This is a genomic window from Streptomyces sp. Ag109_G2-15 (genome assembly GCF_900215565.1).
Lineage (GTDB): Bacteria > Actinomycetota > Actinomycetes > Streptomycetales > Streptomycetaceae > Streptomyces > Streptomyces diastatochromogenes.
On sequence record NZ_OCNI01000001.1, the window covers coordinates 6,154,406 to 6,180,218 of the forward strand.

Annotated in this window: 24 protein-coding genes; 15 read left to right on the plus strand and 9 right to left on the minus strand. The window is 71.4% G+C overall.

What is annotated here, in order from left to right:
- Window positions 1–59: 59 nt before the first annotated feature.
- Complete coding sequence (locus CRP49_RS27820) at window positions 60–680, minus strand: uridine kinase (RefSeq protein WP_097255830.1); 621 nt, start codon at window positions 678–680, stop codon at window positions 60–62.
- 252 nt (window positions 681–932) lie between these two features.
- On the opposite strand from CRP49_RS27820, the gene CRP49_RS27825 reads away from it, so the two are divergent.
- From CRP49_RS27825 to CRP49_RS27840, 5 genes are all read left to right on the plus strand, one after another.
- The gene (locus tag CRP49_RS27825; protein ID WP_097255831.1) at window positions 933–1,889 is read left to right on the plus strand and encodes a hypothetical protein; all 957 of its coding nucleotides are present in this window, start codon (window positions 933–935) and stop codon (window positions 1,887–1,889) included.
- Between the two features lie 43 nt (window positions 1,890–1,932).
- Window positions 1,933–3,474, plus strand: coding sequence for an amino acid permease (locus CRP49_RS27830; RefSeq protein ID WP_097255832.1), 1,542 nt, complete (start codon window positions 1,933–1,935; stop codon window positions 3,472–3,474).
- A gap of 205 nt (window positions 3,475–3,679) precedes the next feature.
- Entirely contained in the window at window positions 3,680–5,047 is a 1,368-nt protein-coding gene (locus tag CRP49_RS27835; protein ID WP_097255833.1) for a peptidase C39 family protein, read from the plus strand.
- 107 nt (window positions 5,048–5,154) lie between these two features.
- Entirely contained in the window at window positions 5,155–5,295 is a 141-nt protein-coding gene (locus CRP49_RS46270) for an SCO1431 family membrane protein (protein ID WP_107428310.1), read from the plus strand.
- Window positions 5,296–5,375: 80 nt separating this feature from the next.
- On the plus strand, window positions 5,376–6,029 hold the full coding sequence (locus tag CRP49_RS27840; RefSeq protein ID WP_373560370.1) for a TetR/AcrR family transcriptional regulator: 654 nt from the start codon (window positions 5,376–5,378) through the stop codon (window positions 6,027–6,029).
- Window positions 6,030–6,083: 54 nt separating this feature from the next.
- Here the strand turns inward: CRP49_RS27840 and CRP49_RS27845 are convergent, their stop codons facing one another.
- The gene (locus CRP49_RS27845; protein WP_097255835.1) at window positions 6,084–7,322 is read right to left on the minus strand and encodes a glycoside hydrolase family 18 protein; all 1,239 of its coding nucleotides are present in this window, start codon (window positions 7,320–7,322) and stop codon (window positions 6,084–6,086) included.
- 331 nt (window positions 7,323–7,653) lie between these two features.
- On the opposite strand from CRP49_RS27845, the gene CRP49_RS27850 reads away from it, so the two are divergent.
- The 3 genes from CRP49_RS27850 (at window position 7,654) to CRP49_RS27865 (ending at window position 11,373) form a co-directional block, all read left to right on the plus strand.
- The gene (locus CRP49_RS27850; protein ID WP_097255836.1) at window positions 7,654–8,826 is read left to right on the plus strand and encodes an acyl-CoA dehydrogenase family protein; all 1,173 of its coding nucleotides are present in this window, start codon (window positions 7,654–7,656) and stop codon (window positions 8,824–8,826) included.
- A 343-nt stretch (window positions 8,827–9,169) separates the two neighbouring features.
- Window positions 9,170–10,267, plus strand: coding sequence for a hypothetical protein (locus tag CRP49_RS27860; RefSeq protein WP_097257565.1), 1,098 nt, complete (start codon window positions 9,170–9,172; stop codon window positions 10,265–10,267).
- Between the two features lie 11 nt (window positions 10,268–10,278).
- Window positions 10,279–11,373 carry a phosphotransferase family protein gene (locus CRP49_RS27865; protein ID WP_097255837.1) on the plus strand — a complete coding sequence of 365 codons (1,095 nt, stop codon included), beginning with the start codon at window positions 10,279–10,281 and terminating at the stop codon, window positions 11,371–11,373.
- Between the two features lie 21 nt (window positions 11,374–11,394).
- Here CRP49_RS27865 and CRP49_RS27870 read toward each other — a convergent pair whose 3' ends face one another.
- Entirely contained in the window at window positions 11,395–11,832 is a 438-nt protein-coding gene (locus CRP49_RS27870) for a hypothetical protein (protein WP_097255838.1), read from the minus strand.
- A 234-nt stretch (window positions 11,833–12,066) separates the two neighbouring features.
- On the opposite strand from CRP49_RS27870, the gene CRP49_RS27875 reads away from it, so the two are divergent.
- The 4 genes from CRP49_RS27875 (at window position 12,067) to fxsA (ending at window position 16,122) form a co-directional block, all read left to right on the plus strand.
- Window positions 12,067–12,507, plus strand: coding sequence for an Lrp/AsnC family transcriptional regulator (locus CRP49_RS27875; protein WP_094220813.1), 441 nt, complete (start codon window positions 12,067–12,069; stop codon window positions 12,505–12,507).
- 52 nt (window positions 12,508–12,559) lie between these two features.
- The gene (locus tag CRP49_RS27880; protein WP_097255839.1) at window positions 12,560–14,161 is read left to right on the plus strand and encodes an amidohydrolase; all 1,602 of its coding nucleotides are present in this window, start codon (window positions 12,560–12,562) and stop codon (window positions 14,159–14,161) included.
- 534 nt (window positions 14,162–14,695) lie between these two features.
- A complete protein-coding gene (locus CRP49_RS27885; RefSeq protein ID WP_097255840.1) occupies window positions 14,696–15,490 on the plus strand; it encodes a polyprenol monophosphomannose synthase in 795 nt (264 codons plus the stop codon).
- Window positions 15,491–15,567: 77 nt separating this feature from the next.
- Window positions 15,568–16,122, plus strand: coding sequence for an FxsA family membrane protein (gene fxsA / locus CRP49_RS27890; protein ID WP_097255841.1), 555 nt, complete (start codon window positions 15,568–15,570; stop codon window positions 16,120–16,122).
- 102 nt (window positions 16,123–16,224) lie between these two features.
- On the opposite strand, the gene CRP49_RS27895 is transcribed toward fxsA, so the two are convergent.
- From CRP49_RS27895 to CRP49_RS27910, 4 genes are all read right to left on the minus strand, one after another.
- Window positions 16,225–16,599, minus strand: coding sequence for an RNA polymerase-binding protein RbpA (locus tag CRP49_RS27895; protein WP_030247095.1), 375 nt, complete (start codon window positions 16,597–16,599; stop codon window positions 16,225–16,227).
- Between the two features lie 278 nt (window positions 16,600–16,877).
- Complete coding sequence (locus CRP49_RS27900) at window positions 16,878–18,224, minus strand: MFS transporter (RefSeq protein ID WP_097255842.1); 1,347 nt, start codon at window positions 18,222–18,224, stop codon at window positions 16,878–16,880.
- A gap of 61 nt (window positions 18,225–18,285) precedes the next feature.
- Window positions 18,286–19,053 (minus strand): glycerophosphodiester phosphodiesterase, encoded by a 768-nt coding sequence (locus CRP49_RS27905; protein WP_097255843.1) that lies wholly within the window; start codon window positions 19,051–19,053, stop codon window positions 18,286–18,288.
- Window positions 19,050–19,703 (minus strand): YitT family protein, encoded by a 654-nt coding sequence (locus CRP49_RS27910; RefSeq protein WP_097255844.1) that lies wholly within the window; start codon window positions 19,701–19,703, stop codon window positions 19,050–19,052. The genes CRP49_RS27905 and CRP49_RS27910 overlap by 4 nt, the downstream gene beginning before the upstream one ends.
- Window positions 19,704–19,805: 102 nt before the next feature.
- On the opposite strand from CRP49_RS27910, the gene CRP49_RS27915 reads away from it, so the two are divergent.
- Window positions 19,806–21,314, plus strand: a complete 1,509-nt coding sequence (locus tag CRP49_RS27915) for a PLP-dependent aminotransferase family protein (RefSeq protein ID WP_097255845.1) — start codon at window positions 19,806–19,808, stop codon at window positions 21,312–21,314.
- Window positions 21,315–21,445: 131 nt separating this feature from the next.
- On the opposite strand, the gene CRP49_RS27920 is transcribed toward CRP49_RS27915, so the two are convergent.
- On the minus strand, window positions 21,446–23,023 hold the full coding sequence (locus CRP49_RS27920; protein ID WP_097255846.1) for a hypothetical protein: 1,578 nt from the start codon (window positions 23,021–23,023) through the stop codon (window positions 21,446–21,448).
- A 40-nt stretch (window positions 23,024–23,063) separates the two neighbouring features.
- Entirely contained in the window at window positions 23,064–23,258 is a 195-nt protein-coding gene (locus tag CRP49_RS27925; protein WP_094220804.1) for a hypothetical protein, read from the minus strand.
- 264 nt (window positions 23,259–23,522) lie between these two features.
- Between CRP49_RS27925 and CRP49_RS27930 the strand changes: the two genes are divergently transcribed.
- Together CRP49_RS27930 and CRP49_RS27935 are read left to right on the plus strand one after the other, a co-directional pair.
- The gene (locus tag CRP49_RS27930) at window positions 23,523–23,915 is read left to right on the plus strand and encodes an ankyrin repeat domain-containing protein (RefSeq protein WP_097255847.1); all 393 of its coding nucleotides are present in this window, start codon (window positions 23,523–23,525) and stop codon (window positions 23,913–23,915) included.
- Window positions 23,916–24,215: 300 nt separating this feature from the next.
- Window positions 24,216–25,634: a hypothetical protein gene (locus tag CRP49_RS27935; RefSeq protein WP_097255848.1), complete on the plus strand. Its 1,419-nt coding sequence runs from the start codon at window positions 24,216–24,218 to the stop codon at window positions 25,632–25,634.
- Window positions 25,635–25,813 lie beyond the last annotated feature (179 nt).

Consider the following 25,813-nt stretch of genomic DNA (forward strand, 5'->3'; position numbering starts at 1 on the left):
CCCGGGTCAAGCGCCGTCGATTCACTCAAAGAAGTTCCCCCGCAAGGGTCTTCACAGTTTCAGCACATCGCCGATGGCTCGTCACCCTGAGTGACCTCCTGGTCCGGTTCCGCGGTCCTCGCGGGTCCCGGCAGCACCGCGTACCCCTCCGGTGTCTGGTGCACCAGGAGATCGGCATGGGGGCGCGAAGGGTCGGCGGCGAAGTGCGCGTGCTCCGCCTCGACCCACCCGGCCCAGAACTCCCGCTGCTCGTCCCCGTCCCGCAGCCTGCCCCGCGTCCAGGACTCCTCGCGGGGCAGCTCCATCCACAGCAGCCGGGCCAGATACGGCCGCAGCGCCCGGCGGCCGGCGCCGACCCCCTCGATGACCACCACGGGAGCGGCCGGCAGCGGGAGCGGCGGGCCGAACGCGCGGGCGCGCCAGTCGTAGGGGGTGTAGTGCGCGCTCTCACCACGGGAGAGGGGGCCGATCACCTGGGTCAGGAGCCGGTCGGTCCAGTCGAAGAGCTGTTCATGGCTGGCGATGTCGTCCAGGTGCAGCACGGGCGCCCCGCCCAGCGCGGCGGCCAACCGCCCGGCGAAGGTGGACTTTCCGGAGCCGGCGTGCCCGTCGACGGCGATCAGCCGGACCGGTCCCACGGAGGGGGGAAGCCCGCGCAGCCGGGCGGCGAGGTCGTGAATGGCGATTCCCGAGGTGTGGTGCGGTGTGGGGTGTTTTCCGGAAACAGTCTAGTAGTGGCCCATAGTGACTGGACCAGTGGGCCGAAAGACGTCACTTCTTGAACCACTGGCTGACCGCCGGTCAATCAAACGGATTAACATTTCCCCATCCGTTGACCGACATGTGAAACCTGCCGTTCCCGGTGCGTCGACTGCTGAGTAAGGTGCCTCCTGCGCAACTGCGATGCGCCGAACGGGGATGGACAGGGGGACATGGTCGCGGAGTTATTCGAAGGGCACTATGTATGGCATCCGGCGGCCGACGACCGTGTCCTGGCGAGCGTATGCGTCGATGTGCGCGCCGGCCGTTATCGATACGCGTCCGAGGCCCTCGCCGAGACCCGTTCCGACTTCGCCCTGCGCGCCCACCGCTCGCTGGTGCTGGCCTCCGAGGCCGCCGGCACCGACCTGGTGGAACGCTGGCTCGCGGAGGAGCCGACCCCCGAGGCGGCGCTGATGTGGGCCCGGGTCGCGGTGCAGCGCGCGATGCGGGCCGCCGACGCACGCGACGAACGCGCCGAGGCGCTGGAGCGGATCGCGCTGACCGCCTGCGACCGGGCGGCCGCCATGGCCCCCGACGACCCCACCCCCTGGGTCGCCAAGCTGGCCATGGCCCGGCTGCACCGGCTGCGCGACCCCGCCCCGCAGGGACTGCTCACCGCCCCGCCCGGACCCTGGCGGCTGTTCTCGCACGTCCTGTCCCTGGACCCGTGGCACCGCGAGGGCCACCACCGCTTCCTGTCGTCCTTCTTCACCCGCTACGGCGGCTCGGTCAACGCGGCCTGGGACGTGGCCGCCTTCCTCAGCCAGCGGGCGCCCGCCGACTCCGCCCTCCGGCTGCTGCCTCTGGTCGCCCTGGTGGAGAGCTACAACCCCACCCAGCTGCTCGCCGACCGCGTCTGGGAACAGCCCCAGTGGCGCTCCACCGCGCTGGCGATCTACCAGAACTGGCTGCCCGCGGTGGCCGGTTACCGCTTCACCCCGGTGCTCGACCTGGCCTACCTCGCGCACGCGCTGGTCATGGGCCAGCGCGAGTTCGAGGCCCGGGCGGTGTTCACGGCGATGGGCCCGTACGCCTCGCGCATGCCCTGGAGTGCCTTCGGCGACCCCTCCGAGCAGCTCTCCCGGGCCCGGCGCGCCTGCGGCCTGCCCGTCCCGGGAGCCGCCTGACCCCGCACGTGCTCTGTCCCCCCACCGAGAGAAAGGCAGATCTGTGTCCGAACGGATATCGACTCCACGGGCGAAGGCTCGTGGAGGAGAAGACCCGGTCGTCATCGACGACGACGCGACCCTGCATGCGATGGGTTATCCCCGGAAACTCACCCGGCGTTTCCAGGCGTTCGACAATTTCGCGATCTCCTTCACCATCATCAATATCCTTTCGGGTATTTTCTCGTCCTTCGGATACGGCATGAACGCGGGCGGCCCTCGCATTCTCGTGTTCGGCTGGATCGGCGTGTCCGTGATGGTGCTGTTCATCGGCGCGGCGATGGCGGAGGTCGCCTCCGCCTATCCGACGAGCGGCGCGCTGTATTTCTCCGCGGGCAAACTCGCCAAGCGGCACAAGGGCGCCTGGTCCTGGTTCACCGGCTGGCTGAACTTCGTGGGCCAGATCGGCGGCACCGCCGCCACCGGCTATGCGGCGGCCACCTTCATCCAGGCCTTCGTCGCCCTGCAGTGGACCTCGTACCGGCCGACCGCGCACCAGACGGTCCTGATCACGGCCGTGATCATCGTGCTGCAGGGCCTCGCCAACACCTACACCGTCCAGCTCGTCGCCGTACTGAACCGGATTTCCGTGTGGTGGCTGCTGATCGGACTCGTGGTGATCGTGGGCGCACTCATAGTGATGCCCGACCATCATCAGCCGGCGTCCTTCGTGACGCATTTCGAGAACAACACCGGCTTCACGAGCGGACTTTACGGCGGCATGCTCGGCCTGCTGGTCACCAGCTGGACCTTCACCGGGTTCGACGGCAGCTTCCACATGTCCGAGGAAACGGTTCGCGCGACGGTGAACGCGCCGAAGGGGATCACCCGCGCCATCGGCTATTCGGCGATCACGGGCCTGATCCTGATACTGGCACTGGTCTACAGCATTAGCGACTACGGCAAGGTGGCGGGCTCCTCCGCGCCGCCCGTCCAGATTCTCATCGACGGCCTCGGCCTCGGCGCCGCCAAGGTGATGCTCCTCATCGTGATCGGCGCGATGCTCTTCTGCGGTCTCGCCAACCTCACCAGCAACACGCGGCAGATCTTCGCCTTCTCCCGGGACGGCGCCATGCCCGGCTCGCGCCTGTGGCACTCGGTCTCGCCGCGCACCCGTACGCCCGTGAAGGCCGTGTGGCTCGCGGTGGCCTGCTCGCTCGCCCTGGTGGTCCCGGGCTGGTGGTCGCACACGGCGTTCACCGCCATCGTCAGCGTCAACGTGGTGGGGCTCTTCCTCGCCTACGCGGTGCCGATCTTCCTGCGGCTGCGGCTGGGCGACGAGTTCCAGCCCGGCCCCTGGCACCTGGGCCGCTGGGGGAAGCCGATCGGCTGGCTCGCGGTGATCTGGATCGTGCTCAGCAGCGTCCTGTTCATGCTGCCGCAGGCCTCGCCGATCACCGTCGACTCCTTCAACTACGCGCCGATCGCGCTGGCCGTCGTCCTGGTCGTGGCTACGGTGTGGTGGTTCGCCACCGCCCGCCGCCGCTTCCAGGGCCCGGTCAGCTACGGCCGCCCCGACGAGGTCGCCGCGATGGACCTGGTCTGACCCGCACCGGCCACGGCCCCGGCGCACGGCACCCCGTCCGCGCCGGGGCCGTCGTGCACCCCCGCACGTTGTTCCAGTGGCCCAGACCAATATTGGTGGCGCGCCATGTGCGGAAGTGCTGGCAGGGGCATGCCGTCTCCTCCATAGTTGGCGCACAACCACACCGGACCAGGAACGACTCGGATACTTGGGGGTAACCGAGCCCATGAGCAGAGCCCAGCAGCCGTCCCGCCGAACCGTCCTCACCGCCGCCGTGGCCGCCGCGGTCGCCTCCGGGGCCGTACCCGCGGCCGCCGAGACGGCGTCCGCCGCCGACGGCGACGACCCCGCCCAGGTGGCGGCCCGACCCATCGACTACCACGCCTGGACCACGTACCGCGACTGGCGCAGCGGCACCGTCCAGGGCGTGCGGGCCGTCTCCGGCCTGCGCCCCGGCGTCGAGATCGGCGTCGCCGCGGGCCGCACCGACTACACCGACCCGCACACCGGCACCACCGCCAGCTGGGAGTACGCGACCTGGACCTCCCCGGTCCACCGGCTCGCCGTGCCCGCGACGGAGGTCGTCGCCTCCTGGAACGCGCACACCCCCGACGGCACCTGGCTCCAGGTCGAGCTGCGGGGCACGTACTCCGACGGCACCGACACGCCCTGGTACGTGATGGGCCGCTGGGCGGCCGGCGACCAGGACATCAAGCGGACCTCGGTGGACGACCAGAAGGACGGCAAGAGCACGATCTGGACCGACACCTTCGCCATCGACGACGCGAGCACCGGCCTGCGGCTGGCCGCGTACCGGCTGCGCCTGACCCTCTACCGCAGGCCGGACACCCGGCTCACCCCGACCGTCTGGCGGCTCGGCGCCATGGGCTCCGACATCCCCGACCGCTTCACCGTGCCGGCCTCCACCCCCGGGCTCGCCCGGGAACTGGGCGTCCCGCGCTACTCGCAGGAGATCCACAAGGGCCAGTACCCCGAGTACGACAACGGCGGCGAGGCCTGGTGCAGCCCCACCTCCTCTCAGATGATCGTCGAGTACTGGGGCGGCCGGCTCACCCCCGAGCAGCTGTCCTGGGTCGACCCGTCCTACGCCGACCCGCAGGTGGACCACGCGGCCCGCTTCACCTATGACCACCAGTACCAGGGCTGCGGCAACTGGCCCTTCAACGCCGCCTACGCCGCCACGTTCAAGGGTCTCCAGGGCGTGGTCACCCGGCTCGCCTCGCTCACCGAACTGGAGACGCTGATCGAGGCCGGCATCCCGGCCATAACGTCCCAGTCCTTCCTGAAGACCGAGCTGACCGGAGCCGGGTACGGCACCTCGGGCCACCTGATGACCGTGATCGGCTTCACCCCGGACGGCGACGTGATCGCCAATGACCCGGCCTCGGCCGACGACGCGGCGGTGCGGCGCGTCTATCTGCGGCGGGAGTTCGAGAACATCTGGCTGAGGACCAAGCGGTACAACGCCTCCGGGAAGGTCGTCTCGGGCACCGGAGGAGTCTGCTACCTCTACTTCCCGGCCCATCCGAACCCGCGCCAGCGCAAGGCGCTCGAGGCGGTGGGCGTCTGCTGACCCGAGCCGTGTGAGCAAGGTCTCCGCCGCAAACGCCGTCGCGGGTGGCAAGGTGGACAAATGGGTGGGGGGATTCCACTCCGTACGTCCGACCTCTGCGAGAAACCATGACCGCACAGCAGGCCACCGCCACCCGCGTCCGCACCGGCGGCCCCCGGGAAGACGGCCCGAAGATCCTCGAGCACGTCATGGGCTGGGTGCTCGTCGTGGTGTTCGCGATGCTCGTGACCCAGCTCGGTCTGCTCTGACCCGGCGCCTTATCCGGTCGGCATGTTCTGACATACTGCGGATGTCCCGCCGACCTCCTAGACCAGGGTCGAAATTGAATATGCGTCAACAGAGTGCCGCCGTCCGTCCCCGGGCGCGCGGCACCGAGCGTTCCGTGGCGCGCCGCGCCGAACTCATCGCCATCGGGCGGAAGTTGTTCGCCGACACGTCCTACGACGCGCTGTCCATGGACGACATCGCCCGGCAGGCGCATGTCGCCAAGGGGCTGATCTACTACTACTTCCACTCCAAGCGCGGCTACTACCTGGCGATCATCCAGGACTCCGTCGCCGACCTGGTCTCCTTCGCCGCGAGCGGCCTCGAACTGCCCGCCGTGGACCGCGTCCACCGCACCGTCGACAGCTACCTGCGCTTCGCCGAGCACCACCAGGCCGCCTACCGGACCATCGTCAGCGGCGGGGTCGGCTTCGACACCGAGGTGCACGCCATCCGGGACGGTGTGCGCGAGGCGATCGTCGCCACCATCGCCGAAGGCGCCTACGGCCGCAGCGACATAGCCCCGCTGGCCCGCATGGCCCTGCTCTCCTGGGTCTGCAGTGTCGAAGGGGCCACCCTCGACTGGATCGACCGCCCCGCCCTCTCCCGCGAGACCATGCGGGACCTGCTGGTGAAGACACTCGGCGGATCCCTGCGCGCCATCGAGGAACTGGACCCGTCCTACCCGACCCCGCCCCCGGCCCGTCGCGAGGCCTGACGGCAAGGAGCGGAGGCTCGTGGTCCTCCGCTCCAAGTCCTCTGCCTTCCGGGGCTAGTTGATCGCCTTGATCAGCTCACCGTTCGTGGTGTCGCCGCTCAGCTCCCAGAAGAAGGTGCCGCCGAGGCCCTGCTGGTTCTTGTACGTCATCTTCGTGCCGATGGTCGCCGGGGTGTCGTAACTCCACCAGTCGTTCCCGCACTTGGCGTAGGCCGTGCCGCCCACCGTGCCGGTCGCCGGGCACTTGGCCTTGAGCACCTTGTAGTCGTCGATGCCCTGCTCGTACGTCCCCGCCGCGGGGCCCGTCGCCGTACCGCCCGGCGCCGCCTGCGTGACCCCGGTCCAGCCACGCCCGTAGAAGCCGATGCCGAGGAGCAGCTTGGCGGCCGGGATGCCGAGGCCCTTGAGCTTGGCGATGGTCGCCGACGTGTAGAAGTTCGCCTTCGGGATGCCCGAGTAGGAGTTCAGCGCGGAGTGCGGGGCGGTCGGGCCGGCCGCGTCCCAGGCGCCGAAGTAGTCGTACGTCATCGGGTTGTACCAGTCGACGTACTGGGCCGCGCCCGCGTAGTTCGCCGCGTCGATCTTGCCGCCGCTGCTGGCGTCGGCGGTGATCGCCGCGGTGACCAGGTTGCCGGAGCCGAACTTGGACCGCAGCGCGGCCATGACGTTCTTGAAGGCCTCCCGGCCGCTGGTGTCGCAGGTGTTGCCGCAGGCGTTCGGGTACTCCCAGTCGATGTCGATGCCGTCGAAGACCCCCGCCCACTTGGAGTTCTTCACCAGGTCGTAGCAGGACTGGGCGAAGGCGGCGGGGTTCTTCGCGGCCTCGCCGAAGCCGCTGGACCAGGTCCAGCCGCCGAAGGACCACAGGACCTTCAGCCCGGGGTGCTTCTTCTTCAGCTTCAGCAGCTGGTTGAAGTTGCCGCGCAGCGGCTGGTCCCAGGTGTCGGCGACGCCGTCCACGGACTCGGCGGCGGTGTAGGCCCGGTCGGTGGCCGCGTAGGAGTCGCCGAGTGCGCACTTGCCGCCGGTGACGTTGCCGAAGGCGTAGTTGATGTGGGTCAGCTTGGCCGCGGAGCCCGAGGTCTCGATGTTCTTGACGTAGTACTTGCGGTCGTAGGTGCCCCATTCGGTGAAGTAGCCGACGACCTTGGAGCCGGCCTTGATCTGCGGAGCGGCCGGCGTGGCCGCGGTCGCGGTGCCCGCCCCGGCCAGCAGCCCGGCGCCGAGGACGGCGGAACACGCGGCGGCGACGAGCGCCCGGAACCGGGCGCGGGGACGGTGGGGAGTGTGCATCGGGTGGCTCCTCGTGGGGGAGAGGGGAACGCGCGCCGATTGGCATGAACGCGGTAAAGCGTTGGTCATGCACAGTAGGAGGACTAGACCACTAGGTCAATGGTTCGGACCAATTTCGGGTGTGCGGAGAGTTCCGGCTGGATTCTTGAAGTAAGCGGTCGTTAACTGGTGACGGGAGGTCGCTGATCGGGCATACTCACGGCACAGAGCCGCTGGTCAGCCGCTTCCGAGACCCGGGAGCGGGCCCCTTCGGCGAACCGGAACGACCAGGCGGAGCCGCCCCCACAACGGGTCAGACCGCCAGTGCCCGAACAGGGAGGAGACCGACGCCATGTCCGACCGCGACCCGCAGCCGGTGGAGCGTCAACTGCCCACGGAAGAGGCGAGGGACCTGCTCGCCCTCGTCCGTGAGATCGCACAGCGCGAGATCGCGCCGAAGGCGGCCGAGGAGGAGGACGCCGGACGCTTCCCGCGCGAGGTCTTCACCCTGCTCTCGGACTCGGGCCTGCTGGGCCTGCCGTACGACTCCGAGTACGGCGGCGGCGACCAGCCGTACGAGGTCTACCTCCAGGTCCTGGAGGAGCTGGCCGCGGCCCGCCTCACCGTCGGCCTCGGCGTCAGCGTGCATACGCTCGCCTCCTACGCCCTCGCCGCCTATGGCGCCAAGCAGCAGCAGGTCGAGTACCTGCCCGCGATGCTCGGCGGCGGACTGCTCGGCGCCTACTGCCTCTCCGAGCCGTCCTCCGGCTCGGACGCGGCCTCCCTGCGCACCAAGGCCGTCCGGGACGGCGACGGCTGGGTGATCACGGGCACCAAGGCCTGGATCACGCACGGCGGGATCGCCGACTTCTACACCGTGATGGCCCGCACCGGCGAGGACGGCCCGCGCGGGATCACCGCCTTCCTGGTGCCGGGCGACGCCGAGGGACTGAGCGGCGCGATGCCCGAGAAGAAGATGGGCATGAAGGGCAGCCCGACCGCCCAGGTCCACTTCGACGGCGTCCGGGTCCCCGACGGCCGGCGCATCGGGGAGGAGGGCCAGGGCTTCTCGATCGCCCTGTCCGCGCTCGACTCCGGGCGGCTCGGCATCGCGGCCTGCGCCATCGGCCTGGCCCAGGCCGCACTGGACGAGGCGGTCGGCTACGCCACCCAGCGCCGGCAGTTCGGCCACCCCATCGCCGACTTCCAGGGCCTGCGCTTCATGATCGCCGACATGGCGACCCAGGTCGAGGCCGGCCGCGCGCTGTACCTCGCGGCCGCTCGGCTGCGCGACGCGGGCAAGCCGTTCGCCAAGCAGGCCGCCATGGCCAAGCTGCACTGCACCGACACGGCGATGAAGGTCACCACGGACGCCGTGCAGATACTCGGCGGCTACGGCTACACCGCCGACTTCCCGGCCGAGCGTTATATGCGCGAGGCCAAGGTCCTGCAGATCGTCGAGGGCACCAACCAGATCCAGCGGATGGTCATCGCCCGTCACGTGGCAGGACCGGAGGGTCGCTGAACTGCCCCCTGAGGACCGTCGGGGCCGCCAGCCTGACCCACTCCGGGTCGTGGCGGCCCGGCAGGGTGCGGCCCCGGTCCGCCCAGGTGCGCATCAGGGCGAGGTAGATGGGCGGGTCCAGCGGCACAGGAGGCGGAGCCGATTCTGCGGGGCGCGGCACGAAGATGAGGCGCTGACGCCCGGTCGCCGAGTACGTGGGGGTCATGCCCGGGGAACGCGCCGGGCGCCGGGCAGGTCACGGCCGGGCGGAATCGAGCCTGAGTTCAGGGACGTCCCGTTCCGGCTCTGGTCTCCTCCGATTGTCTGACGTACCGTCAGCGGACTGTCTCCCAGGGGGGTGTCCGTGACCGACGACCGTCCCGTACCGCTCGACGAGTACCCCGTCCACCAGGTGCCGCTGTCCATGAAGCACGTGGCGACCGGGGACCGGAACGCCTACGACCGCTGTATCTTCCACGTCTTCGACCACACCGGCCGTGCCCTGCTCATCCTCGGTCTCGGGGTCTACCCCAACCTGGGCGTGATCGACGCCTACGCGACCCTGCGCACCGGGGACACCCTGCACGCCGTCCGTGCCTCGGACGCGCTCGGCGAGGACCGGATGCGGCTCGCCGTCGGCCCGCTGCGCATCGAGGTCCAGGAACCGCTCCGGCGGCTGCGCCTGGTCTGCGACGACGAACTGTCGTACGACCTCACCTGGACCGCGGCCTTCCCGGCCCTGTGGGAGCCGCACCACCTCCAGCGCCGGGGCGACCGCCTCACCCTGGAGGGGCGCAGGTTCGTCCAGGCGGGCACGGTGGCGGGCGTGATCCGGGCCGGCGGCACGGAGTTCGAGGTCTCCTCCGAGGGCTGGACCGGCACCCGGGACCGCAGCTGGGGCGTGCGGCCGGTGCCGGGGGAGGAGGGCGGACGGCTCGCCGAGGACCACCCGACCGAGGGCTTCCACTGGATCTGGTGCCCGGTGCGCTTCGAGGACCGCTTCCTGATGGTCATCGCCCAGGAGGACGCCGACGGTTACCGCACCCTGAACGACGCCACCCTGCTCCGCCCCGGTCACCGCGACCGTCAACTGGGCTGGCCCCAGGCCGAGATCACCTACCGCTCCGGCACCCGCCACCCCGAGCGCGCGGTCCTCCACCTCGGTGATCCGCGCAAACCCGTGGAGGTGGAGGCGGAGATCCTGGCCTCCTCGCCGCTCGCGGTCGGCGCTGGCTACCCGCCGGCGGACGACTGGCAGCACGGAACCTGGCAGGGCCGGGGATGGGTCGACCGCCGTACGTACGACATGGCGGCGCCGCACCCCCTCGCCGCCTACGGCGTCACCGACCACTCCGCCCGCTTCCGGATGGACGGACAGACGGGCTACGGCATCTTCGAGCACGGATCGTTCGGCCGGCACGACCCGAGCGGCTTCACGGGCTTCGACTCGGTCGCACCCTGAGGGAGGACGAGATGGCCACGGCACCGCGTCCGCGCACCAGCACCCGAGACCCCGAGGAACTCGCCCGGCGCCTCACGACCTGGCTCGGCACCCGGCTGCCCGGGGCCAAGGCCGTCGGCGTCACCGTCCCGGCCTCCAACGGGATGTCCAGCGAGACCCTGCTGTTCGACATCGAGCACCCCCGACCACCGCTGCGTTCCTGCGCGTTGCGGCTCGCGGCGGACCCGGCGGCGTACACCGTCTTCCCGGAGTACGACATGGCCCGCCAGTACCGCACCCTGAAGCTCGTGGCCGACCGCACCGGCCTTCCGGTGCCCCGGGTGCTGTGGCTGGAGGAGGATCCGGACCCGCTCGGGGCGCCGTTCTTCGTCATGGAACGGGTGGCCGGACGGGTGCCGCCGGACGTCATGCCGTACACGTACGAGGGCAGTTGGCTGCACGCCGCGAGCGACGCGGAGCGCGAGCACCTGGAGGCCGCCACCGTCGGTCTGCTCGCCCGGTTGCACGACCAAGTGCCCTTGGAAGACGCCGAGTTCCTCACCCTGCCGGGCGAAGGCGACGCCATGCGCCGGCATGTGACGGCCCAACGCGCCTACTACTCCTGGGTGATCGACGGGCTCGCCCGCTCACCCCTGATCGAGGCAGCCTTCGACCGGCTGGAGCAGCTGTGGCCGCAGGAGCCCGGCCCACCCGTCCTGAACTGGGGCGACGCGCGGATCGGGAACGTCGTCTACGACGGCTTCGACCCCGTCGCCGTCCTCGACTGGGAGATGGCGGCCCTCGCCCCGCGCGAGGTGGACCTCGGCTGGACCGTCTACCTGCACCGCTTCTTCCACGACCTCACGGTCGCCTCCGGACAGCGCGGACTGCCCGGCTTCCTGCGCCGCGACCGCGTCGAGGCCCGCTACGCCCGGCTGACCGGTCACACCCCGCGGGACATGGAGTTCTACACCCTCTACGCGGCCCTGCGGCACGCGATCGTCATGCTGCGCGTCGCGTACCGCCAGGTGCACTTCGCGGAGGTCGCCGTCCCGGCGGACCCGGACACACTGATCCTGCACCACGGCAGTCTGCGCGCCATGGTGCAGGGCAGCTACTGGGATTGAGCCGGGCCGGTCCGCAGGGACTCAGGCGGCCTCGCGGCGCATCGCCGGTACGCGCATCGGGCGCGAGCCCGGGCCGCCGACGTGCGAGAAGGGCTGCGTCCGCCAGTTCAGACCCTGGGGGAGCGTGAGCAGCAGGGCCGTGTCCTGCTCCTGCGGCTCGACGGACTCGTCGGCGGGACGGGCGTCGGCCGCCGCGCGGCCCGTGCCCGCACAGACCGTGAGCCCGAACGGGTTCCACGGCGAGGCGCACAGCGCGTGCTCCGGCAGGATCTCCTCGTCCGCCAGCAGCGCGATCGGCTGCGCGCAGTCCGGGCAGATCACCCGGTACATCTCGAAGGTGTCGTAGGCGTCGAGCTCCTCGGCCTCGAAGGCGTCGGGTTCGACGCCCTCCGGCTCGGGCTCGACCACCGGCTGGAGCCGCTTGGACGCGGAACGACCAGGGCGCTTGAGACTCTGCATGGGTTTCTCCCCCTAAGGCTGGGCCGAGAAGGCGCTGCGGCCTCGACCACACCAAGCACTTCCCGTCCGCTCTCGGCGGTAATCACGAGAACATCACGGAGCCGCTTCGAGCGCTGTGGCGTTCGTCACATGCCGTGTGCAGGTGCCCGGTGCGGTGCTTTTTGTGCCGAACCAGGTGTGACCTGCGTTGCTGAGCTATCCCAGGAGATCAAGAGCACTGTAGGTTTTGGCGCCATGGAGGAGCTGGACCGTCAGATCGTGCAGCTGCTCGTCAAGGACGGGCGGATGAGCTACACCGACCTGGGCAAGGCCACGGGCCTGTCCACGTCGGCCGTGCACCAGCGGGTGCGCCGGCTCGAACAGCGTGGCGTCATCCGCGGCTATGCCGCGGTCGTCGACCCCGAGGCCGTAGGGCTGCCCATGACGGCCTTCATCTCGGTGAAACCCTTCGACCCCAGCGCCCCCGACGACATCTCGGACCGCCTCGCCGGCGTCCCCGAGATCGAGGCCTGCCACAGCGTCGCCGGCGACGAGAACTACATCCTCAAGGTGCGTGTGGCCACCCCGCACGAACTGGAGGAGCTGCTCGCCCGGGTGCGCACCCTGGCCGGCGTCTCCACCCGCACCACCGTCGTGCTGTCGACCCCCTACGAGGCGCGTCCCCCGAAGATCTGAACCGGCCGCCCCGGTGCCCGAAGTCTCCCGCGCACGCGAGAGACTGTCGGGCATGAGTGAGCAGTCCGCCGACCCCAAGACCGTCCTCCTGCGCCGCGGAGAGGTTCACAGCCCCGCCGACCCCTTCGCCACCGCGATGGTGGTGGAGCGCGGCCAGGTCGCCTGGGTCGGCTCCGAGGGCGCCGCCGACGCCTTCGCCGACGGCGTGGACGAGGTGGTCGACCTCGACGGCGCCCTGGTCACCCCGGCCTTCACCGACGCCCATGTGCACACCACCGCCACGGGCCTCGCTCTGACCGGCCTGGACCTGTCCGACGCCCCGTCCCTGGAGGCGGCCCTCGCGCTCGTCCGTGACTTCGCCGCGGGCCGCCCGGACGACCGAGTGCTGCTCGGGCACGGCTGGGACGCCGCCCGCTGGCCCGGCGGCCGCCCGCCCACGCGCGCGGAACTCGACGCGGCCACCGGCGGCCGCCCCCTGTACCTGTCCCGCATCGACGTCCACTCGGCGGTCGTCACCTCGGCGCTGCTCGACCTCGTGCCCCGTCTCGGCCCGGTGGACGGCCCGCTGACCGCCGACGACCACCACGCCGTGCGCGAAGCCGCCCTCGCCGCCATCACCCCCGCCCAGCGCGCCGAGGCCCAGCGCACCGCCCTCGCCCACGCGGCCTCCCTCGGCATCGGCTCCGTGCACGAGTGCGGCGGGCCGAAGATCTCCTCCGAGGACGACTTCACCGACCTGCTGAAGCTCGCCGCCGAGGTGCCGGGACCGCGGGTGATCGGCTACTGGGCCGAGGAGAATTCCGACAAGGCCCGCGAACTGGGCGCCCACGGCGCCGCCGGTGACCTCTTCGTGGACGGGGCCCTCGGCTCGCACACCGCCTGCCTGCACCAGCCCTACTCCGACGCGGGCCACACCGGCACCGCCTACCTGGACGCCGACGCCGTCGCCGACCATGTCGTCGCCTGCACCGAGGCGGGGCTCCAGGCGGGCTTCCACGCCATCGGTGACGCCGCCGTGAACGCGGTCGTGGAGGGCGTGCGCGCCGCCGCCGAGAAGGTCGGCCTCGCCCGTGTCCGGGCCGCCCGGCACCGTGTCGAGCACGCCGAGATGCTCACCCCCGAGACCGTGGCCGCCTTCGCCGAGCTGGGCCTGATCGCCTCGGTCCAGCCCGCCTTCGACGCGCTCTGGGGCGGCGAGGACGGCATGTACGCCCAGCGTCTCGGCGCCGAGCGGGCTCGCACCCTCAACCCGTTCGCCGCCCTGCTACGCGCCGGTGTGCCCCTCGCGTTCGGCTCCGACAGCCCGGTCACCCCGCTCGACCCCTGGGGCACGGTCCGCGCCGCCGCGTTCCACCGGACCCCGGAGCACCGGGTCTCCGTACGCGCCGCGTTCACCGCGCACACGCGCGGCGGCTGGCGGGCCATCGGCCGCGACGACGCGGGCGTCCTGGTGCCCGGCGCGCCCGCCGACTACGCCGTCTGGCGAACCGACGAACTGATCGTCCAGGCCCCCGACGACCGCGTGGCCCGCTGGTCGACCGACCCGCGCTCCGGCACCCCCGGCCTGCCCGACCTGACACCGGGCCGTGACCTGCCGGTCTGCCTGCGCACCGTCGTGGGCGGACGGACGGTGTTCGTACGGCCGGGCGAGTGATCTCCCGGGGTGGCGCGGCGGTGATCGTCCGCCGCCGCAGCGTCGCCCGACCTGCGCATCCTCCGCCTCCACCTGCGTCGGGAGGGTATCGGTGCAGGTCAGACGGTTGTTGACAGTCGACGGCCGGGGGCCGGTAGGTTCGGCCGAGTCCACCACCGGACGCCCGACCGGGGAGTGTTCGCGCACTCGTCGCAGCGCCGCTGGGTCAGGGACGGTGTGCCGCACCGGGGCACCGTCACTGGGAGCCAGGCTCAGCGCCCGCGCCGACGAGGGAACGTTCCGGCCGGTCGGCAAGGTGTGACCCGGGTGGGGCCCGGATGCTCAGTAGACAACGGCTTTCGGTCGTCCCGCAGCCAGCGGGTCCCAGGTCGGCCCGAAGGGCGCCGGGCCCCCATCCGCCGCCGGCTGAGGTGCCGAAAAGTACGTTCTTACCCCACTCTTGTGGAATCGACACCAGCGTACGAACGAGCAGGCGCGTCATCCCAGGCCGGGGCCACTATGGTGGACGCCTGCGTACGACATGAAGGGGCAGCAGTGAACGACGGCGACGGGACCCTCGCGGCCAAGGCCCAGGGGAGGCAGTTCGGTCCGCTCGGCACGGCCTTGGTGATCATCCCGACCTACAACGAGGCGGAGAACATCAAGACCATCGTCGGCCGGGTGCGCAAGGCCGTCCCCGAGGCTCACGTCCTGGTGGCGGACGACAACAGCCCCGACGGCACGGGCAAGCTCGCCGACGAGCTGGCCGCCGAGGACGACCACGTCCAGGTACTGCACCGCAAGGGCAAGGAGGGCCTCGGCGCCGCCTACCTCGCGGGCTTCCGCTGGGGCCTGGAGCACGGCTACGGCGTGCTGGTCGAGATGGACGCCGACGGCTCCCACCAGCCCGAGGAGCTGCCCCGGCTGCTCACCGCCCTCAAGGGCGCCGACCTGGTGCTCGGCTCGCGCTGGGTGCCCGGTGGCCGGGTGGTGAACTGGCCGAAGTCCCGCGAGTTCATCTCCCGCGGCGGCAGCCTCTACTCGCGCCTGGCCCTCGACCTGCCGCTGCGCGACATCACCGGCGGCTACCGCGCCTTCCGCCGCGAGACCCTGGAGGGCCTGGGCCTGGAGGAGGTCGCCTCGCAGGGCTACTGCTTCCAGGTCGACCTGGCACGCCGCGCGGTCAAGGCCGGTTACCACGTGGTCGAGGTCCCCATCACCTTCGTGGAGCGCGAACTCGGCGACTCCAAGATGAGCAAGGACATCCTCGTCGAGGCACTGTGGCGGGTCACCGCCTGGGGCGTCGGGGACCGCGTCGGCAAGCTCACGGGCAAGGGCAAGCAGGCCTAGGGTCTCTCCGCGGCTCCACAGCTGTGGCCGATCCTCCCCTTATCCCGCGCTGAGCCGCGTCCAGGCACACTGGGAGCATGACGACTGGCGCTCCCATCTCTCCGCCCACCGCCCGGCCCCGGCGTTCCCGGCTGCGCAGGTATCTGCCGCTGGGGATCGCCGTGTGGCTGGTGGTGGAGATCTGGCTGCTGACCCAGGTCGCCGGTACGGCGGGCGGCCTCACCGTGTTCCTGCTCCTGGTGGCGGGCTTCGTCGCCGGCTCCGTGGTGATCAAGCGGGCGGGGCGGCGCGCCTTCCAGAACCTGAACGAGGCGCTGCAGCGCGGCGGCTCGCCGGCGCGTGGCGGCGGCAACGGCCTGATGATGCTCGGCGGCCTGCTGCTGATGATCCCGGGCCTGATCTCCGACGCGGCCGGTCTGCTCCTGCTGCTCCCGCCGGTCCAGAAGGCCGTGAGCCGCTTCGCGGAGCGCGCCCTCGACAGGAGCCTGCGCAAGGCGGCCCCGGGCACCCTGGGCGACGCCTTCCAGCAGGCCCGCATCCACCGGCCCGACGGCAAGGTGGTGCAGGGCGAGGTGATCAGGGAGGACGCCGGCCGGGAGCCGGGGGAGCAGTGGCCGCCGCTGACTCGCTGAGCCGAACTCGGCTGTGTGGCTCCCTCCGGGTCCGGGCAGCACGAAACCGCGGGCGCTGTACGTCTTCACGTACGGCGCCCGCGGTTACTCGTGTGTCTCGCGTTACGCGCTCTTGCGGCTGTCCCTGGGGTGAACCGCGATGTTCATCGCCCCCGAGCGCAGAACCGCCAGGCGCTCCTCGAGGACCTCTTCGAGCTCCTCACGGGTGCGCCGCTCCATCAGCATGTCCCAGTGGGTACGCGCGGGCTTGCCCTTCTTCTCTTCAGGGACATCGCCGTCCACCAGGAGTGCCTGGGCCCCGCAGACCTTGCACTCCCACTCCGGCGGGATCTCCGCCTCGACCGAGAAGGGCATCTCGAAGCGGTGCCCCTTCTCACATGCGTACTCCACGGCCTGGCGCGGAGCCAGGTCGATACCGCGGTCCGTCTCGTAGCTGGTCACTACGAGGCGCGTACCGCGAAGAGCTCGCTCACTCATGAATCGTGCCTCCCGGGCTTGTCGCCCACAGGACAGGTGTCGCTGTCGTCGTCATCCGGTCAACGTCCGGTCGGCGGTAAAGATTCCCGTTCCGAGTCCCGTTCCGGGTCATGCGTCGCCGTCGTAGCCGCCCCTTGTTCTACCCACAGGCGCCCGGTTTGTCACATCTGCTAGCAGATGTCACCCAGCGTTTCGGCATCTTTGACGCGCAGTAACGGTACGCCTGGCAGGCCAAACGCGTACACTACCGCCCTTTCGCGCCGAGCGCTAAATCGTTCCTAGATCCTTTCCGGAATCGGGTTGCCGGCCTCGCCGATCGCCCGCCGTACCGGAACCCTGGCGAGCAGGACGAAACCGATGACGAAGAAGGCCACCAGCGAGATGATCGCGGAGCGGTAGCTCCCGGTCAGCTGGTACGTCACCCCGAACAGCAGCGGGCCGAGCCAGCTCATCCCGCGGTCGCTCATCTCGTACGCGGAGAAGTACTCGGCCTCCTTGCCCGGCGGCACCAGATGCGAGAACAGCGACCGGGACAGCGCCTGGCTGCCGCCGAGGACCAGCCCGATCCCGGACGCCAGCACGAAGAACCACACCGGGGCCCCGGCCGGCAGGAAGTAGCCGGCCCCGAGCGTGACCGTCCAGGCCACCAGTGAACCGAGGATCGTCCGCTTCGCCCCGTAGGTCCGGGCCAGCCGCCCCATCGCCAGCGCCCCCGCCACGGCCAGCACCTGGACCAGCAGCACCGCGCCGATGAGGGTCGACTGCCCGAGTCCCAGCTCCTCGGAGCCGTAGATCGAGGCCTGGGAGATCACTGTCTGGATGCCGTCGTTGTAGACGAGGTACGCCAGCAGGAAGGCGAGCGTCAGCGGATGCCGGCGCATGTCCCGGACGGTCGCCGCGAGCTGCCGCAGCCCGGGGGCCGTGGCACGCTCCACGCGCGCGTGCCGGTCGCGCAGCCGGCGCAGCGGTACGAGCGTGAAGGCGCCCCACCACAGTCCGGCCGAGGCCAGACAGACCCGGACCGCGGCCGTCTCGGTCAGGCCGAAGGAGTCGTGTGCCGAGTACAGGACCAGGTTGGCCACGAGGACCAGCGAGCCCGCCGCGTAGCCGAAGGCCCAGCCCCGGGAGGAGATCGCGTCGCGCTGCTCGGGCGGGGCGATCTGCGGCAGGTAGGAGTTGTAGAGCATCATGCCGACGGACTGCGCCGCGTTGGCCACGACGAGGAGCACTCCGCCGAGCAGGTAGCGGTCGCCGTCCAGGAAGAACATGCCCGTCGTCGCGGCCGCCCCCGTGTACGCGGCCGCCGCGAGCAGCGGTTTCTTCCGCCCGGTGCGGTCCGCCGCCGCGCCCACCAGGGGCATCAGCACGACGGCCACGATCACCGACAGGGACACCGAGTAGGCGAAGAAGGAGCCGGCCCGGACCGGCACCCCCAGTGGATGCACATAGCCGTCGGCATCGGCCGCCCTGTCGGCGACCGAGGTGAGGTACGGACCGAGGAAGACGGTCAGGACGCTCGTCGAGTAGACCGAGCACGCCCAGTCGTAGAAGTACCAGCCGCGCTGCTCGCGCCGCAGTCCCGCGGCCTCGTCGGCCGTCTGTGTCCGCACGGTCTCGGTGCCCACCCGTGCCCTCGCTTCCCCGCTGAAGTGCCGTGCGAAGGCGCGGCCCGGTCGTGCCGGGCGGTCAGACCCAGACGCCGCGGTCCTCCATGACCTTGCGCAACGTGTCGATGTGATCGGTCATGATGCCATCGACACCCAGGTCCAGGAGCCGGTGCATCCGCTCCGGCTCGTTGATCGTCCACACGTGCACCTGCAGCCCGAGCGCGTGGGCGGCGCGGACGAAGCGTTGGTCGACCACCGGGACGCCCGACTGGGCCTCGGGCACCTGCGCGGCGACCGCGGAACGGCGCACCGCGGCCGGCAGCCCCCAGGACCGCAACCGCAGGTTGAGCACCCCGCGCGTGCCGAACGAGGTGGCCAGGCGCGGACCGGCCAGCCGCTGTGCCCGCAGCACCCGCGCCTCGGAGAAGGAGCCCACGCAGACCCGGTCCCAGGCGTCCAGGCGCTCGATCAGCGCCAGGAAGGGCCGCAGGGCCGGCTCCGCCTTCAGGTCCACGTTCCAGCGGACCTCGGGGAAGGTCTCCAGCAGCTCCTCGAAGAGCGGTACGGGCTCCTGCCCGCCCACGCGCGCGTCCCGTACGTCCTGCCACGGCAGCTCCGCGATGCGGCCCGCGCCGTCGGTGACCCGGTCGAGCGTGGAGTCGTGGAAGGCGACGAGCTTGCCGTCCGCCGTCGTGTGGACGTCGGTCTCGATGTACCGGTAGCCCAGGTCGACCGCGCGCTGGAACTGCGCCACGGTGTTCTCCAGCCCGTCGGCCGCCCCGCCGCGGTGGGCGAAGGCGATCGGGCCGGGGTGGTCGAGATAGGGGTGGCGTATCGCGGTGGTCACGGACGCAGTATCGCGCCTTCCGGTTGCCCGGTGGCAACGATTGTGCTTCGCCCCGGTGCCGAAGGGGCGGCGAAGACGCGCAGGAAGAACTGGGCGAGCGGGCCGATGGACAGCGCGTACAGCAGGGTGCCGACACCGATGGTGCCGCCCAGTGCGAAGCCGGTGGCCACCACCGTGACCTCGATCGCCGTCCGCATCAGCCGGATCGAGCGGCCGGTGCGCCGGTGCAGCCCGGTCATGAGACCGTCGCGCGGGCCCGGCCCGAAGCTCGCCGCGATGTACAGGCCGGTCGCCACGCCGTTCAGTACGATGCCGGCCACCAGCATCGGGATCCGTGCGGCGAGGCTGTGCACGTCCGGGACCAGGGCGAGGGTGCCGTCCATGGCCAGGCCGACGACGAACACGTTGGAGACCGTGCCGAGGCCGGGCCGCTGGCGCAACGGGATCCACAGGAGCAGCACCGCCGCCCCGACGATGATCGACACCACACCGATGGTCATCCCGGTGAGTTCCGCGAGTCCCTGGTGCAGCACGCCCCAGGGCTCCAGGCCCAGACCCGCCGCCACGAGAAGCGCGGAACTCGCGCCGTAGAGCGCGAGACCCACGTAGAGCTGGAACAAGCGTCGTCCGAGACGACCGGGAGTGGACACGAAATACCCCCCTGGGTGGTGATGGTGGCCTGATGCATGTCACTCTGTGGCTTGGGATGAAAACCGATCCATGGCCAATTCGGGGAAGGTGGACTGATCGTCATGGCGCAGTGGACCTCAGCGGTGGGGGCCGCGCAGCTCGCCCGGCTGCTCACCTCCCAGCAGGACCGCCCGGCCGGCCCCGGCACGCGTCGACCGCCCGCCTACCGTTCCCTGGCCGACGGCATCAGGCTCCTGGTGCTCGAAGGTCGCGTCCCCGTGGCCGCCCGCCTGCCCGCCGAGCGCGAGCTGGCCCTCGCCCTGTCCGTCAGCCGCACCACGGTCGCCGCCGCCTACGAGGCGCTGCGCGCCGAGGGCTTCCTGGAGTCCCGGCGTGGCGCCGGCAGCTGGACCGCCGTACCGGCCGGCAACCCGCTTCCGGCACGCGGACTGGAACCCCTGCCCCCGGAGGCCCTCGGCTCGGTGATCGACCTGGGCTGCGCCTCGCTGCCGGCCCCGGAGCCGTGGCTCACCCGTGCCGTGCAGGGAGCGCTGGAGGAACTGCCGCCGTACGCCCACACACACGGCGACTACCCGGCCGGGCTGCCGGCCCTGCGCGCGATGATCGCCGAGCGCTACACCGCGCGCGGGATCCCCACCATGCCCGAGCAGATCATGGTGACGACCGGCGCGATGGGTGCCATGGACGCGATCTGCCATCTCTTCGCGGGCCGCGGTGAACGCATCGCCGTCGAGTCGCCGTCCTACGCCAACATCCTCCAGCTGATGCGGGAGGCGGGTGCGCGACTCGTGCCCGTCGCCATGGCCGAGGGGCTGACCGGCTGGGACATGGACCGCTGGCGCCAGGTCCTGCGCGAGGCCGCGCCCCGGCTCGCCTACGTCGTCGCCGACTTCCACAACCCGACCGGCGCGCTCGCCGACGAGGACCAGCGGCGTCGGCTGGTGGACGCGGCCCGCTCGGCCGGGACCGTCCTCGTGGCCGACGAGACGATGACCGAGCTGTGGCTCGACGAGTCGTTCGACGAGGGCGGGATGCCGCGCCCGGTCTGCAGCTTCGACCCGGCGGGCTCGACCGTCATCACGGTCGGCTCGGCCAGCAAGGCTTTCTGGGCCGGCATGCGGATCGGCTGGGTGCGGGCCGCCCCGGACGTGATCCGCAGCCTGGTCGCCGCGCGCGCGTACGCCGACCTCGGCACCCCTGTCCTGGAGCAGCTGGCCGTGAACTGGCTGTTCAGCACGGGAGGTTGGGAGCAGGCCGTCGACCTGCGGCGGGCTCAGGCCCGCGAGAACCGGGACGCCCTGGTGGCCGCGGTGCGCCGAGAGCTGCCCGACTGGGAGTTCGAGATCCCGAAGGGTGGCCTGACCCTCTGGGTCCGCGCCGGTGGCCTCTCGGGTTCGAGGCTGGCCGAAGCGGGGGAGCGGGTCGGCGTCCGCGTCCCCTCCGGCCCCCGCTTCGGCGTCGACGGCGCCTTCGAGGGCTACGTCCGCCTCCCGTTCACGGTCGGCGGAGCGGTGGCGGAGGAGGCGGCGGCCCGTTTGGCTGCGGCGGCGCGCTTGGTGGAGACGGGGGCGACTGGGGGCACGGAGGCGCCGCGCACGTTTGTGGCGTAGCCCCTGGGTAGTTGGCTCCGCCCGTAGCTGCGGGCAGTCGTGCCGCTTGGGGCGGCACGGGTGAGCGCAGCGGCACCCCGCCGGCGCGGGCGAGCGACACGCACCCCCGCCCAGCCGCAGCCGACGGCCGCTCACGAACTCTCGGCAGCCACAGCCCCCGTAGCCAACGCTTCCGCCTCGACGGGAGTCGTCCGCGGCGGCAGCAACTCCAGCACCGCCTGCCGATCGGCGTCCGTGGTCGCGTCGTCGTAGGGATCCGGAGTCGACGGCACCTGAAGCCGATGCACCGGCCCCGACCCCAGTCGCGCATACCCCCGCCCCGGCGGCACCTGAGCCGGCGACGTCGTGTGCGCCGGCACCCCGAGCACCGCCTGCACCTGCGCAGGCGCGGCAGGCCCCAGTACGACCCGCGCGCGCGTGTGCTGCCGTACCCCCTCGCTCAACGCATCCGCGCTGTCGAACTGTTCGGCCACCGCCACGGTCACGTTCGCCGCGCGGCCGTGCCGCAACGGCATCTGGAGGAGGGCCTGCGGGTCCTTGCGGCCGTCCGCGGCGGTGAGGTGGGTGAAGACGGTCGGCCGGTCCAGCAGGATCCACAGCGGGCGCCGGGTGTCCTCGGGCGGCGGGTCGCCCGCCTGCCGGGCCCGGTTGATGGCGATGAGCCGCCGCTCGGTCTCCTGCGCGGCCCACTCCAGGCTGGCCAGGGCCCCGGCCGGCGCGCACTCCACGGCCAGCACCCCGTCCCGGCCGATCAGGCAGGCGTACTCGCCGGTGCCGCCGCCGTCGACGATCAGTACGTCGCCGTACTGGAGCGCCTGCAGGGCGATCGAGCGCAGCAGGGTCGAGGTGCCGCTGCCGGGGTGGCCCATGGCCAGCAGGTGCGGCTCGGTCGAGCGGATGCCGGTGCGCCAGACGACCGGCGGGACGTCGCGCTGTTCCTCTCCGTAGGAGAGGGGGAGCGTCCGCTGGACCTCACTCGGATCGGTGAACCCGAGCACGGTCTCGCCCGGCGCGGTGACGAAGCGCTGGGCGGCGATGTCGGTGGGCAGTGGGGCGAGGACGGTCACCGTCAACCGGTTGCCCGCCTCGTCCCACTCGAAGTGGTACTCGCGGCCCCGCCCGGCCTTCGCGCTGAGCAGTTGCTCGATCCGCGCGCGGGCCACGGGCTCGCCGTCCGGAAAGTACGCGGGGTAGCGGATCACGAGATGACCGAGGCGCCCGTCGTCGTCGAACTCGTGGGTGTCGAAGGCCTTCTCCCACTCTCCGCCGTGCGCGTACAGCGGCGCCGGGTCCTCGGCGGTGGAGAAGTACGGCACCAGCGCCTCGTACAGGGACTGGAGCCGCTCGCTCTGCGATTCGTCCGGCCCTTCGGGGGCCGAAGGGGTGCGGTCGCGGCCCTGCCAGGCCGCCGCCGCCATCAGGGTGATGGCGGCGAGCAGCGGTCCGTACGGCACCAGCGCCACGAACAGGACCACGGAGGCCGCCAGGAACAGCAGCGGCCCACGCTTGTCCTTGGGCGTCTCGGCAAACCTGCGCCGTCCGGCCGAGGCCAGCCGGCGCAGCCCGCGCGAGATGGTGATCAGCGGGTGGAGGACATCGGTGGCGCTGTCGGCCGCCGTCCGGGCCAGCTCCCGGCTCCGGGCGATCTGCGTCCGGGCGATCTGTGCGCTGTCTTTGCTCAGAATGCGGGGGAGAGGGCGCCGGGCCACTGCTGTCTCCTGATGGTGCGTACGGGCGGGAGAGGGAGCGTCAGAACTTGATGCCGCCGAGGAGGCTCGCCAGGCTCTCGCCACCTGCCTTGATGCTGGGGGCGATGGCCGTGCTCGACAGGTAGAAGCCGAACAGGGCCGAGACGGCGGCGTGCGAGCCCTTGAGCCCGTCCTTCCGGAAGAAGAGAAAGACGATGATGCCGAGCAGGAGCACGCCTGACAGGGAGAGGATCATTTGAGGTCTCCTGGTGTCGAGAGGGGACAGTCACCATGAGTACTTCCAGGATCACAGGATGTATCTATACGATAAAAGGTGCAACTGAGTGAAATTCACCTCATTTCCCCCAGGTGGCGGAGCCGTCGTAGGCCGGTTGAGCAGGGCGCTTGCGTCCGGTGGGGTCTGCAGTGATCTTTACCTCGGGCACATCGGGTCATGTGAGGCGCGAGCCAGTACCCTTGCGATTCACCTGAATGGTTGTAACGAGAGGCGGTCCGGCCGATGAGCGAAGCCCCCGACCCCGAGGTCGTGGAGCTGGCGACCAAGATCTTCGATCTGGCCCGGCAGGGGCAGACCGAGGAACTGGTGGCGTACGTCGACAAGGGCGTTCCGGCCAACCTCACCAACGACCGCGGCGACTCCCTCGTGATGCTCGCCGCCTACCACGGTCACGCCGAGGCGGTGCGCGCCCTGCTCGCCCGGGGTGCGGACGCGGACCGGATCAACGACCGAGGCCAGACCCCGCTCGCGGGGGCCGTCTTCAAGGGTGAGACGGAAGTGATCAAGGCCCTCCTGGAGGGCGGCGCCGATCCCGCCGCGGGCACTCCCTCGGCCGTGGACACGGCACGCATGTTCGGCAAGACGGAACTCCTGGAACTGTTCGGCGCACACTGATGCGGACGTCCTGACCAGGTACGACACAGAAAACGGGGGAGGCGGTACAGGGCCGCCGGAAATACGGTCGCGGCAGCACACACCGCGGGTCATCATGACGACGTGATTCACGGACGCGATGGCTGGGCAGGTGTTGCCGCACCGCGCGGACCGTGATGCGGTCCGCATGGGCCACCGACGAGAGGCAGAGAGAAATGGTCTACAGCAAGCAAGAGACGGCGGGCGCTCCGACGTTGTGTCACGCGGCCAGGTAGTGCGTGTTTCCCGGTTGCGTCGACGCTTGATGTGAGGCTGTTTCCCATGTTCGATCCGGTCATAGCGCCCAGCGGTACGCTGCTCGGCCTGCTCCAGCGCGGCCGCGGCGACGGCACGCTGCACGCGCTCACCGCCCCGCGCGCGGAGGCGCTCGCGGCCCTGAACCACTGTGTGCTGCGCGACCCCCGCCACGACTGGCAGGTGGAGAACCGCTCCCTCTACTACGCCCGGCTCTACCTCGACCTGAACGGCGAGCTGGACGCCATCGAGGCGCACCTCTTCGACCCCGAGGACGTCCTCGACACCGACGAGTCCCGCACCGGCCTCGCCCTGGCGGTCCTCGGGCACCTCGCCTCCTACGGCAGGCGCGACGCGCTCGCACTGCTGCGCAGGTACGCCGCCCACGGGTCCAGCTGGGCCTGGGCCCTGGACGAGCTGGCCCTCAGGGACGACGACGCGGGCCTGCGCGCCCTCGCCGCCCCGGTCCTGGCCCGCTTCCCCACCGACCCCGAGGGCGAGGCCGAACTGGCCGCCGCCGTGCGCGACGCCTTCGAGCCGAGGCCCTGGCGACTGTGGGCCGAGGATCCCCGCGAATCGATCGCCACACGCGTGCGTGCCGCCCAGGAAGCCGGCTGCTTCGACCGCTGGCAGCGCCAGATGCGGCCCACCGGGCCCCGCCCCGGGTGGAGCGTGCGAGCCGTCTTCGAATGGGCCCAGCAGGGCATCGAACGCGGTGCCGCCCTGCACGTCCCGGCCGCCCGCTGCCTGGTCGCCGTGGCCGGCCCCGAGGACCGGCCGGAGATCCTCCAGGCCGCGCGGAACGGCATCGACGGTGCCCGCTGCACGGCGCTGCGCTACCTGGCCGACAGCAACGACCCCGACGCCCTCGACCTGATCGAGGCCGCCGTCGCCGACGGACCGACGGTCGTCGTGGAAGCCGCCGTCGACGCCTTCGAACGGATGCGCAGCATCGCCGCCGTCGACCGCGCGCGCGGCTGGGCCCAGCGCCCCGACGCCCTCGGAGCCGCCGCCGGCCGCATGCTCGCCTGCCGCGGCGGAGCCCAGGACAGCGACCTCGTCCTCGGCGCCCTGCGCGAGGCCGTACGCGGCGAGGGCCCCGACGCGCCCACCCTGTGGACCCTGGTGGACGGCACCGGACGCCTGGGCATCGCCTGCGCGGCGCCCGTGCTGCGCCACATCTACCGCGAGACGGCCTCCTCCCACCTCCGCGGCCGCGCCGCCCGCGCCCTGGCCGCCACCGACCCCTCCTTCGCCGCCGGCTTCGCCGTCGAATGCCTGTGGGACTGCGAGGAGACCACCCGGGAGATCGCCGCCCGGCACGCCGAGACCGGTGACGCCCGGGTCGTCGAGCGACTCCGCCGCCTCGCCGCCGACCCGGCCGAGGAGGACGAGGTACAGACGGCGGTCCGCAGCCGCTTCGGACCGGACGCACAGGCCATGTGACCTCACCGCGCACCTCGCACGCATGACCGAGCACCCTCGCACGCGGGGCCGAGCGCCGTAGTACGCAGAGCCGAGCGCCGTCGCACGCATACGGGACGGGCGGGAGACCGCCCGTCGGGTGAACACCGGGTGACCCGCGGGTCAGCCGGACATGGCGGCCGGCTGACCTGCTCGGGTGT